At 39.0% G+C, this 12,165-nt stretch carries 10 protein-coding genes; 8 read left to right on the plus strand and 2 right to left on the minus strand.

All coding sequences use genetic code 11. The features are described 5' to 3' along the window. Nucleotides 1-565 precede the first annotated feature (565 nt). From tyrS to proC, 6 genes are all read left to right on the plus strand, one after another. The gene (tyrS, locus tag T344_RS0124145) at nucleotides 566-1,834 is read left to right on the plus strand and encodes a tyrosine--tRNA ligase (protein WP_051572229.1); all 1,269 of its coding nucleotides are present in this window, start codon (nucleotides 566-568) and stop codon (nucleotides 1,832-1,834) included. A gap of 235 nt (nucleotides 1,835-2,069) precedes the next feature. Continuing rightward, entirely contained in the window at nucleotides 2,070-3,500 is a 1,431-nt protein-coding gene (locus T344_RS0124150) for a VanW family protein (RefSeq protein ID WP_051572232.1), read from the plus strand. 60 nt (nucleotides 3,501-3,560) lie between these two features. Further along, nucleotides 3,561-4,244, plus strand: a complete 684-nt coding sequence (locus tag T344_RS0124155; protein ID WP_004622731.1) for a DUF2225 domain-containing protein — start codon at nucleotides 3,561-3,563, stop codon at nucleotides 4,242-4,244. Nucleotides 4,245-4,262: 18 nt separating this feature from the next. Beyond that, nucleotides 4,263-5,252 carry an AIR synthase family protein gene (locus T344_RS0124160; RefSeq protein WP_027630833.1) on the plus strand — a complete coding sequence of 330 codons (990 nt, stop codon included), beginning with the start codon at nucleotides 4,263-4,265 and terminating at the stop codon, nucleotides 5,250-5,252. Between the two features lie 209 nt (nucleotides 5,253-5,461). After that, entirely contained in the window at nucleotides 5,462-6,700 is a 1,239-nt protein-coding gene (locus T344_RS0124165) for a serine hydroxymethyltransferase (protein ID WP_027630834.1), read from the plus strand. Nucleotides 6,701-6,737: 37 nt separating this feature from the next. After that, nucleotides 6,738-7,559: a pyrroline-5-carboxylate reductase gene (proC, locus tag T344_RS0124170; protein WP_027630835.1), complete on the plus strand. Its 822-nt coding sequence runs from the start codon at nucleotides 6,738-6,740 to the stop codon at nucleotides 7,557-7,559. A 77-nt stretch (nucleotides 7,560-7,636) separates the two neighbouring features. On the opposite strand, the gene T344_RS0124175 is transcribed toward proC, so the two are convergent. Further along, nucleotides 7,637-8,644, minus strand: a complete 1,008-nt coding sequence (locus T344_RS0124175; protein ID WP_027630836.1) for a tyrosine recombinase XerC — start codon at nucleotides 8,642-8,644, stop codon at nucleotides 7,637-7,639. Between the two features lie 317 nt (nucleotides 8,645-8,961). Here T344_RS0124175 and T344_RS0124180 point away from each other — a divergent pair, with 317 nt between their 5' ends. Next, nucleotides 8,962-9,141 carry an aspartyl-phosphate phosphatase Spo0E family protein gene (locus T344_RS0124180; protein WP_027630837.1) on the plus strand — a complete coding sequence of 60 codons (180 nt, stop codon included), beginning with the start codon at nucleotides 8,962-8,964 and terminating at the stop codon, nucleotides 9,139-9,141. 11 nt (nucleotides 9,142-9,152) lie between these two features. Here T344_RS0124180 and T344_RS0124185 read toward each other — a convergent pair whose 3' ends face one another. Beyond that, on the minus strand, nucleotides 9,153-10,097 hold the full coding sequence (locus tag T344_RS0124185) for a metallophosphoesterase family protein (protein ID WP_027630838.1): 945 nt from the start codon (nucleotides 10,095-10,097) through the stop codon (nucleotides 9,153-9,155). 953 nt (nucleotides 10,098-11,050) lie between these two features. Here T344_RS0124185 and T344_RS29235 point away from each other — a divergent pair. Beyond that, the coding region (locus tag T344_RS29235; protein ID WP_034863026.1) for a cellulose binding domain-containing protein at nucleotides 11,051-12,165 on the plus strand (1,115 nt) is incomplete at its 3' end.

The raw sequence follows: 12,165 nt of genomic DNA on the forward strand, positions 1-12,165 counted from the left end.
AAACTTTTTAGTTTCAGGATTTTTTCATTGGAAAAATTAAATCATTGACTAATTATATAAAATTGATTATAATACATTAAATTAACGCGTTGTGCTAATTAATTTCTTTACAATATTATTTAAAAGTAATGATTGAGAAGGAGTAGGAATAAAGTGACCTGACAGAGAGTTCCCGGAAGGTGAGAGGGGCGTGGAAGCTTATTCCGAATACATCTTATGAACTGCACACCAAAAGGATTTGGTCCGAGTAGGCTGATGCCGGAAGCTTGCACCCGTTATAGTGCTAGAGTATATACCTTGTTTTTATTTGGCCGCATTATTCCGCTGTTTATTGAATTGTGCTGCTGCGGCACAGGCATTGTACTTGAAAAGGTTTGTGCCGTGAGGCACTAATAAATTGAGGTGGTAACACGGAGTAACAGCTCTCGTCCTCTGATTTTATATCGGAGGAGGGGGCTTTTTTATTTGCACAATTGCGTAATATGGCATAATTACAGGAATCAACGGGTTAAACAGTGGTAATTCACTGTTTTAATACATTACAATTTATTTATGGAGGCAGCATATGAAGTCAAGAAAAGAAATACCCGCGGCAAAAGGTGAAATTGAAGCTGGGAACATTGCCGAGCAACTGAAAATAATTATGAAAGGAGTTGAAGAAATAATAGGGCTTGAAGACTTGAACAAAAAGCTTCAGAAGTCGAATGAAACAGGCAGGCCGCTGATCATCAAGCTTGGTCTCGATCCATCCGCACCTGATATACATTTGGGGCACACTGTGGTGCTGAGAAAAATTAAGCAGTTTCAGGATATGGGACACAAAGCGGTCATAATCATCGGTGATTTTACCGGAATGATCGGTGATCCCACGGGAAGATCCAAAACCCGTAAACAATTGACCAGAGATGAAGTGATAGAAAATGCTTTGACTTACCAGAATCAGATTTTTAAAATTCTGGACGAGGACAAGACCGAAGTAAGATTCAACAGTGAATGGCTGTCAAAGCTCGACTTTACAGCGGTTATTCAGCTTGCTGCCAGGTGTACTGTTGCAAGGATGCTGGAGAGAGAGGACTTCAAGAACAGGTTTAAGGAACATGAAAGCATCGGTATTCATGAATTTTTTTATCCGTTGATGCAGGGTTACGATTCTGTAGAGCTGGGTGCAGATGTTGAAATAGGAGGCACTGAGCAAAGATTCAACATACTGATGGGCAGAGGCCTGCAGAAGGATTACGGGCAGGAAAGCCAGGCAGCTTTATTCATGCCCATACTTGAAGGGATTGACGGAGTGGAGAAAATGAGTAAAAGTCTTGGAAACTACGTGGGGATAAACGAGGCTCCGGAGCAGATGTTCGGAAAGCTGATGTCCATACCAGATAACCTGATAATCAGATACTTTGAACTGGCAACCGATATTCACCCCGATGAGCTGGAGATTTTGCAGGAACAAATAGACAATGAAAAAGTTAATCCCAGGGATGTAAAGCTGAGCCTGGCTGCTGAAATTACAAAGCTTTACCACGGGGCTGACGCTGCCCAAAGGGCTGTAGAGAATTTCACAAAAGTATTTCAGAAACGCGAAATGCCCGAGAATATTCCCGAATTCACCTTAGCTGAAACCGATGTTTTAGCGGATGAAACGGGTATAGATATAATAAAATTATTGGTTTCAGCAAAACTTGTCTCCAGCAACAGTGAAGCAAGAAGATTGGTAGCTCAGGGAGGAGTCAGGGTCAACGGAGCAAAGCAAACTGACTTTTCCGGAATGACTCTGAGAGAAGGAGACATTATTCAGGCAGGAAAGCTCAAGTTTATAAAGTTAAAATTTTAGGATAACAGTTATTGAAAATTTTAATTGAAGCTTTAAAATTAATTGCGAGAGGTAATTTCATATGGATTCAGACGGGTATTATTACAAGCCGCTGCGGAGGATATTGTCAGAACAATCACCGCAGCGGCCTGTAATATTTTCACAATATTTAAAACCTACTTAATCAATAGAAATATTATCAGAACCTTAATAATATTATAGTACAGGTATATAGGAAAATACAGATGGGATAAACATGAAGATACCGATTGACAATAAAAAATCAGACCATATAAGTATGCTGATCAGAAGCAGGCGAAGGACAGTATTGTTCTGCATTGCCTTCATTTTAGTTGTTGCAGTGACTGTAAACTTAGTATCTTTATTAAATTCATGCAGGAAACTTTCATATAACTATTTTTACGACGGTGTTTATATGGATGGAATAAAACTTGCCGGTTTATCCAAAGCAGAAGCTCTCAGGCAACTTGAAATGGAATTTCAAAGGAACTATAAGCAGACCTCAATAGATTTGCTCTATGAAGATAATACCTGGACTATACCCTTGAGCAGTATTGATTTTAATTTTGATTTTGAAACCGCAATAAATAACGCATACAAACTGGGACGGTCAGGCAGTTGGTTCAGCAGGACAAAAACTATCAGGCAGTTAAAAAAGACACCTGTTAACCTTGTGGTGGGGGCAAAATATGACAGGGCAAAACTCAATAAATATCTGACAAAAATAAAAAGACAGATTGATTTTTCAGCTTCAAACTCCACATACGATTATAATTGTGGTAAAATAATATATACGAGCGATGTAAACGGCAAAAAACTTGATATTGATACAAATACAAAGTTGATAGAGGGCAGGCTGTTAAACAGGGATTTTAGTGATATCTGTCTGTCTATAGAGATAATTAAACCATTAATTACCCTTGCGGATGTAAAGGAGATAAAAGATGTTCTGGGTGTTTTCACTACCAGATTCAGCTCCTATAATTACAGCAGAGCTCACAATATAGAGCTGGCAGGCAAAAAAATAAATAATTATTTAGTGCTTCCGGGAGAAGAATTCTCAATGGATGATGCTCTTGGTCCCAGAACTCCTTCGAATGGCTACATGCAGGCACCCATAATAATGAGAAACCGGTTTGTGTCAGGAACCGGCGGAGGTGTCTGTCAGGTGGCTACAACCTTGTATAATGCAATTTTGTTATCATATATGGAGGTTACGAAACGGGTACATCATTCAATTCCTCTGGGCTATGTTCCTCCAGGTCAGGATGCAACAATTTCTGAAGGATACATAGACTTGAAATTTAGGAATAACAGGGATTATACTATTTGTATTGCAACTGAAGTAAGAGACAGTACTGTTACAGTAAAAATTATTGGCAGAAAAAAGCCGGGAGAGTCACTTAATGCTGTATTGCGCCCGGTTATTGTAGAGGAATACAATCCACCCGAGCCGGAATATGTTATTAATAATAGTCTGTCAAATGACGAAGTACAAATAAGAGTAAAAGAAAGAAAAGGTTTTAAAGTAGTTTTATACAGAGATACCTACAACGAGCAGAGAGCATTAATTAACAGTGAAGTTATCAGTCAGGATATATATAAACCGGTGCGGGGACAGCTTGCTGTAAGTAAAAAAACATATGAATCCCTGAAGAATAATTAGGATGATGCTGATTTCAAAGTTTAAATTATAAAATATACATATGATTAGGGGTATGTCGTAATGAATGATTTACTTTATAACAAAAAAGTTATGTGTCCTGTTTGCAACAGAGAAATACAAGTAACCAAGGTCAAAACCAAGGGGTGCAAGGTTAAAGCAAGAGATACTGATATGTGTGTGCATTATGAGGACTTAAATGTACTTTTTTATGATGTATGGGTTTGTGAAAATTGCGGGTATGCCGCCCTTCAAGACAAATTCGAGGGATTGTTTACCAGAGATATTGCTGCAATAAAGGATAAAATATCAAAGAACTGGGTAAAAAGAAGCTTTACAGGTGAAAGAGACGTAGACAAGGCTATTGAGGCATTTAAGCTTGCACTTTTGAACTTGAAAGTTAGAAATGCAAAATCCAGCGAGCTTGCCAAGGTTTGCCTCAGAATTGCATGGCTTTACAGAGATAAAGAGGATACAAAAAAAGAAACCGAGTTTTTGAATTTTGCCTTAAATTCCTACAATGATGCTTATTCCAAGGAACGGTTCCCTCTGGACAAGCTGGATGAATTTACCTGTATGTACATAATTGCCGAGCTTTTCAGAAGAGTGGGCAAGCTGGATGAATCCATACAATGGTTCAGCCGTATAGTAGCATCACCGCAAGCCCGAAGCAATCCAAAACTAATAGATATGGCACGTGATCAGTATCAGCTGGCAAAGGACCAGCTGGCTGAAGCAAATGCCTAAAGGAGATATGTTGTTATAATGGACGCCGGTAAAGTACCGAATGAAGTTTTAGATAAAATTGTTCTTAGTAAATTAAATAAAATCCGAAAGGATATTATCCTCAGACCGGGAATAGGTGAAGATTGTGCGGCAATCGACTTCGGAGACTACGCCTGTATTCTTTCCACCGACCCCATAACCGGTGCGGCAAATGATATCGGGCAGCTTTCGGTGCATATATCCTGCAATGACATAGCTTCCTGCGGGGTGGCACCCTTAGGTCTTATGGTGACAATCCTGTGCCCTGTGGGCACCAGCGAAGCAGAGCTGGGAAAAGTCATGGACCAGATATCGGAGACTGCTGCCGGGCTGAATGTTGAAATTATCGGCGGCCATACCGAAGTGACCTCCGCAGTTAATAAAATAGTCATATCTTCAACCTGTATCGGAAAAGCGCCTAAGAACAGGGTGGTTTCCTCAAGAGGTGCAAAACCGGGTGACAGTGTCATTATTACAAAGAGCGCAGGCCTGGAGGGCACTGCAATAATTGCAAATGACCTGGAACACAGAATATCTGATAAATTGTCCGGAGAACAGCTAGCGCGGGCCAAAAGCTTTATGGCTTCCATAAGCGTCGTTAATGAAGGTGTAATTGCCGGAGAGTTCGGAGCAACTGCAATGCATGATATAACCGAGGGCGGCGTACTTGGTGCAGCCTGGGAGGTTGCGGAAGCATCGGGCACCGGTATAATTATTGACAAGGACAAAATTCCGGTTGATGAAGTGACAGCCCTGATTTGCGAGTCGCTGGAACTGGATGTGCTCAAGCTCATATCCTCCGGCTGCATGCTGATTACCTGCAAGCAGGGAGAAGAGCTCTGCCGCACACTTGAAAATAATAATATCAAGGCCACAATAATTGGTTCAATTACAGCCGACAAAAATGAAAAAATATTAATCAGTAAAAAGGAAGGCTTACTTAAGGTGATTGAACCCCCGGGGGCCGATGAATTATATAAAGTAATATGATTTTCACAGAATACCCAAATTGAATTGGGTATTCTGTATTTTTATAAAAACTTTTGCATATTTCATGCATATCCAATTGACATTCCTTATTCAATTTTATTATAATTTTAGTAGGAGTCTTTCCTGGGAATACAAATATATTCTCCTGAAAGACTTTCTGAGAATAAACTAATATGTCAACATATCTTTGACAGGAGTGGAGGTAAATTTTGTACAATATTGATACAATAAAAGAAATGGACCCTCAGGTAGCTGAGGCTATAGAACTGGAAGTTAACAGACAGAGAAACAAGATCGAATTGATTGCATCCGAAAACTTTGTAAGCAATGCGGTTATGGAAGCACTTGGAACTCCTTTGACAAACAAATATGCCGAAGGCTATCCCGGAAAAAGATATTACGGCGGCTGCGAGCATGTTGATATAGTTGAGCAATTGGCCATAGACAGAGCAAAAGCAATTTTTGGTGCAGAACATGCAAATGTTCAGCCCCATTCAGGAGCACAGGCAAATTCAGCTGTTTATTTTGCTTTTCTGAATCCCGGCGATACCATCCTGGGAATGAATCTGGCTCATGGCGGTCATTTAAGCCACGGAAGCCCTGTCAATATATCAGGTAAGTATTACAAGGTCGTACCCTATGGTGTAAGGGAAGACAACTGCTATATCGACTATGAGGAATTGAGAAACATTGCAAAAGCAAATACACCTAAAATTATCGTAGCAGGTGCCAGTGCATATCCGCGAACTCTGGATTTCAAGGCTTTCAGGGAAATAGCAGATGAAGTTGGCGCAATTTTAATGGTAGACATGGCCCACATTGCCGGTCTGGTTGCAGCGGGCGTTCATCCGAGTCCGGTTCCCTATGCCGACATTGTGACTACAACCACACACAAGACCTTGAGAGGACCAAGAGGAGGTATGATCCTCTGCAAGCAGGAATATGCCAAGAAGATAGACAGTGCGGTATTCCCCGGAAATCAGGGCGGTCCGTTAATGCATGTAATAGCTGCAAAAGCTGTCAGCTTTAAGGAAGCACTTTCCGACGATTTTAAAACCTATCAGAAAAACATAGTTAAAAATGCAAAGGCTTTATCGGAGGCTCTTATGAGCAAGGGTTTCAAGCTGGTCTCAGACGGTACCGACAATCACCTGATGCTGGTTAACCTGACAAACATGAACATTACAGGTAAGGAAGCGCAGCACAAGCTGGATGAAGTATTTATTACCTGCAACAAAAACGGAATTCCTTTTGATACACAAAGTCCGTTCATAACAAGCGGTATCAGGCTGGGAACTCCGGCAGTTACCTCAAGAGGAATGAAGGAAGAAGATATGAGAGAGATTGCAGATCTCATATTCCTTACCATTACTGATTTTGAAAACTCACAGAACAGCATCCGCAGCAGGGTTCAGGTTCTTTGCGGCAAATATCCCCTATACGCATAATACCTTGCATGCATAATAAGAAAACGGAGAATGACCTATGGATATAAAATTAGGATTTGTTGGAACTGGAAACATGGGCTCGGCACTGATAAAAAGTCTTGTTAAAACAAACTTTTTACCTGCAGATAAAATATCCATGTTTGACGTTGACAAGAACAAAATGGAACAGCTTAAAAATGAAACCGGTATAAACTACTTCGGAACCGCAAAGGAACTGGTACAGTGGTCGGATATAATAGTCCTGGCTGTGAAGCCCAACATCCTGAAAAATGTCCTGGAGGAGCTGAAGCCTGTCATTGACGGCAAAAAGGTTATAGTTTCCTTTGCGGTGGGTATTCCTGTCAGTTTCTACGAGGATATTATCGGAACCGATAAAAAGATAGTGCGTTCCATGCCCAACACTCCTGCAATGGTAGGGGAGGGTATGACACTGATCTGTCATAATCCCAACGTGACTGAGCTGGAGTTTGGCATAGTAAAGCAGATGTTTGACTGTGCGGGTAAATGTGAATCTCTTAATGAAAAACTCATGAACGAAGTCACAGCGCTTACCGGCAGCAGCCCTGCATACGTATTCATGTTTATTGAAGCCATGGCCGACGGTGCCGTACTTTCGGGCATACCCAGGGACATGGCTTACAGGCTTGCTGCCCAGGCAGTACTTGGCTCTGCAAAAATGGTTCTGGAAACAGGGCTGCATCCCGGAATACTAAAGGATCAGGTTTGCTCCCCGAGAGGAACAACTATTGAGGCGGTAAGCGCACTTGAAAAGAATGGTTTCAGGTACACAGTTATGGATGCCATGAATGAGTGTACAAAAAAAGCAAGGCTTATCGGTGAGGTATACAACAAGAAGTAATATATGAAAAACCTCAAATCTGGTTATCTTATTTATCCGGATTTGAGGTTTTTCAATTTCATAACGCCATATATTCTTTATTCATCCTCTTTAGTCATTGCAGACTCAGAGGAGCCGAAATCAGCAAGCGGATTCTTACTGACCGCATCCCTGAGCTGCTGTTGATCAAGGTGAGTATAAATTTCTGTAGTTGCAATACTTTGATGGCCCAGGAGCTCCTGGAGGGCTCTGATATCAACATTGCCATACTTGTACATAAGAGTTGCGGCAGTATGCCTGAGTTTGTGGGTAGAATACCTTTGAGGATCAAGTCCGGCTTCCTTTATGTATTTCTTTACGATTTTCTGAACCGACTCCTTGCTTATACGTTGCTTATGGCCGCTGATAAACAATGCATTTTTATCCTTGATACCATTGACAGGCCGGACTTTCATATATTCGGCAATAGCCTGAACACATGCATTATTAAGTGGAATACTGCGTTCCTTGTCACCTTTACCTATAACAGTCAAAGTATTATTTTTTATATTGCTGAGATTTATTCCGACAAGCTCGGATAGTCGTATCCCACAATTGAGGAATATGGTCAGAATGGCATAATCACGTACCGAATTCGGACCTTCAACGGTGGAAACCGAGGTCAGCAGTTTTTTACTCTCTTCAACATTTAAATATCTGGGCAATCTTTTTATTATTTTCGGAGACTCCAGCTCGCCGGTAGGATTGGTGTCAAGAAGCTTTGCCTTGGTATTAAGGTAGTTGAAAAAGGTTTTCAGGCTTGCAACCTTTCTTGCCCGGGCATGAGAGGTGTTGTCGCGGTTATTGCTTACAAAGGACATATAGGAATACAAATCGCTTAAAGTAACTGTCCTCAGCAGTGCAGCATCAACATCCAGGATACCGATCTCATCGAATTCCATTTTTTTATCTGCCAGATTTCTATGCAATTTAAGGAACCGGAAAAAGACTCTCAAATCATAAAAATAAACCTGAACAGTATTAATAGACTTACCTTTAATTGTCTGAAGGTAATTAAGAAAATCTCTCAAAATATCAGGCATTTCATAATCTGTTAAACTTTTCATCTAAAAAACCTCAAAATATCATAATATATTATAAAAATTGTAATAAATATATAGTATTTTCTTCCAAATTTGACCCATATTGTTTATATATTTGCCCATATTTTACTGATTTTGTTAACAAACTATTGCCTAATTACTTTTATATTGTTATTATTTATAGGTCAAATATTAAAAAATGAATTATGAAACCGGATTGAATATATTATTTAATTATACCATCAATCTCCTTATAAAATAAATAGTTTGCTTGCAGCAATCTTTACAGAAGGATGATATATTGGAAAGGTTTTATAAAATCAATTTGGAAAGGATCATCGATGAAGGACTTACTTATAATTAAGAAAAAAATTAACAGGTTACGTCAGGAGATAAACGAGAGGATTGCAGAAGGCGATGAGCTGAGCGACGAGGACATCCTGTCACTCAGCGAACACCTGGACATGCTGATTAATCAGTGGTATAAGCATGTCCATCTCAGAGGCAGGGTAGGACATTAAGCCAAATACCATTAACAATCCTCTTCGTATAAATTTTTACAGGAGAAATTATATTCAATAAAAAATCTATCATCAAATTTCTCAATAGGCTCGGGACCCCTCATTATATGTCTTTCGATCTGCAGTACTCCGTCAGGGTCTGCCTTTACTCTCCAGTCCACCATCATTATTTTCCCCTCAATAATTTCAATCCCGGTAATACCTTTTGAATGAATGCAGCAACCGGTATTAAAGTAAGGCAGTTCATGTTCCTTCGGGAATTTCTGTCTGTGAGTATGGCCGCAGATCAGCATGGTTTTGTGCCTTAGAATCCATTTTTTATAGGTCCTCTCTATTTTATGTCTCTTGAAATGATTTCTGGCTGGACTCGAAGGATTTTGGAAGCCCACAACGTGCATAAACCTCCAGAAATATCTCAGCAGAAACATATTAATAACCCAGAGCTGATCATTCATCAGATCACCCTGATGCCCATGAACAATCAGTATCTCCTGTCCGGTACCTTTTTGCTTGAGTACCAGAGCCTCTATAGGGGTCAGTCCAACAAAAAGATCATGTATATCCTGGGTATAATCATCATAAAACTTAAAAAAATTTTTACGGACGTATTCTTTATTTTTTAAATAAATATTATGGTTTCCGTACAACATGATTAATTTTTTATTGTCGTGTAATTTTTTTAGTATTGAAAACACGTCACTATGTGCTAATCTGATATGTTTGAATTTGGGATATTCCCAAAGTTCATCCCCGTCTCCGACCTCAATATAGACATAATCATTTTCATAATAATACTCCAATGCCCTTAAAAGTATATTTTGGTTTCTGCTGAATTCATCGGATACGCTGTCGTCACCTCTATGACAATCACTGAAGAAAATAAATCTGGAGTTTTCATCAAAATACTGAACTTTTGCATTTTTATATGCTTCCATAAGTTTTTTGTCTGTAAACATTTTTCCTCCCAAAATTAAAGTCATTAAATAAACACTATTCAGGTAAATCTTATTCAATATTATTTGTAACTTTATTTCAATAATACCTTATGCTTAAGCAATTTATTGTCCATTTTTCTGACATAAAGTTACCGGATATAAGTGATGTAACTTATATTGGAATAAATAAAAATAATATTTTATAAAAAATTTAAAAAAAATATTGTTAAATTATAACATTAATGGTAATATGTTATTAAGTTATTTTGTTTATTTTTGACATATTAAATAAACAAAACAAAAATACAATTTATTTAAGCCATTAAACTTTGTTTATTTAACGACTTAATAACATTTTATTTGACAGCTATGTTTAGACTTGAGAACTTTTTATGTGACAGCTATGAATTGACTTAACAACTTTTTATGTGACAGCTATGAATTGACTTAACAACTTTCTATTTAACAGCTACGAATTGACTTAACAAACTTTCTATTTGACAGCTACGAACTGACTTAATGACTTTCTACCTGACAGATATGTTTTTACCTGATGACTTTCATTTGACAACATGTATGGCTTAATAACTTTCGCCAATTCCCAGGGTTCATACAAAGGAAAAATTTTAAAGCTTGGTTTATAACTTACAAAAGCGCGCGTTTACTAATTTATCCAGACTGAATTATTACATCTTTTTGCACTGCGAGAAAAGTAAACTGCTTTTTTATTGCGCCTAAAATGTAAGTATTGTCCTCTTGTACCATGTTAAACCGGCGGAATCTTTGATTATACAATAGGAAGGTTGCAAGATTTTTCAAAGATACACTGAAAAACCAATTAGCCAATAAGTATTAAGGAGGTGGAATATTTATTCCGTTAACAATCAGTAAATCAATGAATTTCTCTGATATTAGCGGGTTATTAATAACGGCACATTGGCTTTCATGTAAATAAAAAAAATGGAGGTTTACAAATGCGTAGAAAGTCTTTATCTTTATTATTGGTACTGGTAATGATGATAACATTACTAGGTTCCCAACTCACTGCTTTTGCAGCAGACTCAGGTATTTCGGTCCAGTTCAATAATGGAAATGCATCGCCGTCATCAAATTCGATATATGCAAAATATAAAGTAACGAATAATACTGGCGCGCCATTAAATCTTGCTGACCTGAAACTGAGATATTACTATACCATAGATGAGGAAAAACAGCAGAATTTCTGGTGTGACCATGCCGGAATGATGAATGGATACAACTATGTTGATGTTACAAGTAAAGTAACAGGAACGTTTGTTAAAATGAGTCAAACCACCAGCACGGCAGATTATTATTTTGAGGTTGGATTTGCCAGTGATGCCGGAACTCTGGCAAGCGGATCATATATTGAAGTTCAGACCAGAGTAGCAAGAGCTGACTGGACTAATTATAACCAATCAAATGACTACTCCTACAAGTTATCAGGTTCATATGTGGACTGGAATCAGGTGACTGCATATAAGGGCGGCACCCTTGTATTCGGAATAGAACCAATCCAGGTCAATACACCTTCCATTTCTCCGACAACTTCAACTTTTGTTCAGGGAAATGCATCTGATTTAACTGTATCCCTTACTCCCAACGGGAGTACCTTCAGGGGAATAACCGGTCTGACACAGGGTACTGACTACACTCTGTCAGGTAATACCGTAGTGATTTCAAAGAATTATCTCAACACTCTTTCTGCAGGCACAAAGGCACTTACCTTTGATTTTGGTGCGGCTGTCAATCCTGTATTGACCCTTACAATCCAACCGAAGCAGGAAGGCCTTGGAGTAATAGTAGGTACAGCATCGGGCAGGTCCGGAGATACTGTTACCATACCAGTTACATTTAAAGATGTAGCTAAAGTTAATAATGTAGGAACCTGTAACTTCTACCTGGGCTATGATACAACCCTTCTGGAGGCTGTATCCGTTGAAGCAGGTCCTATCGTTACCAACGCAGCTACTAATTTCTCAAGTGCCATCAATAACGGAACAATCAGCTTTGTATTCCTTGACAACACCATAGGAAACGAACTGATCAAGACCGACGGCGTGTTCGCAAA

Source organism: Ruminiclostridium cellobioparum DSM 1351 = ATCC 15832 (assembly GCF_000621505.1).
Lineage (GTDB): Bacteria > Bacillota > Clostridia > Acetivibrionales > DSM-1351 > Ruminiclostridium > Ruminiclostridium cellobioparum.

Bases quoted from the DNA above. Each gene is read 5' to 3' on its own strand.
- tyrS (WP_051572229.1), top strand. From the start codon at position 566: ATGAAGTCAAGAAAAGAAATACCCGCGGCAAAAGGTGAAATTGAAGCT.
- proC (WP_027630835.1), top strand. From the start codon at position 6,738: ATGGATATAAAATTAGGATTTGTTGGAACTGGAAACATGGGCTCGGCA.
- T344_RS0124185 (WP_027630838.1), bottom strand. From the start codon at position 10,097: ATGTTTACAGACAAAAAACTTATGGAAGCATATAAAAATGCAAAAGTT.
- T344_RS0124150 (WP_051572232.1), top strand. From the start codon at position 2,070: ATGAAGATACCGATTGACAATAAAAAATCAGACCATATAAGTATGCTG.
- T344_RS0124155 (WP_004622731.1), top strand. From the start codon at position 3,561: ATGAATGATTTACTTTATAACAAAAAAGTTATGTGTCCTGTTTGCAAC.
- T344_RS0124180 (WP_027630837.1), top strand. From the start codon at position 8,962: ATGAAGGACTTACTTATAATTAAGAAAAAAATTAACAGGTTACGTCAG.
- T344_RS0124175 (WP_027630836.1), bottom strand. From the start codon at position 8,644: ATGAAAAGTTTAACAGATTATGAAATGCCTGATATTTTGAGAGATTTT.
- T344_RS0124160 (WP_027630833.1), top strand. From the start codon at position 4,263: ATGGACGCCGGTAAAGTACCGAATGAAGTTTTAGATAAAATTGTTCTT.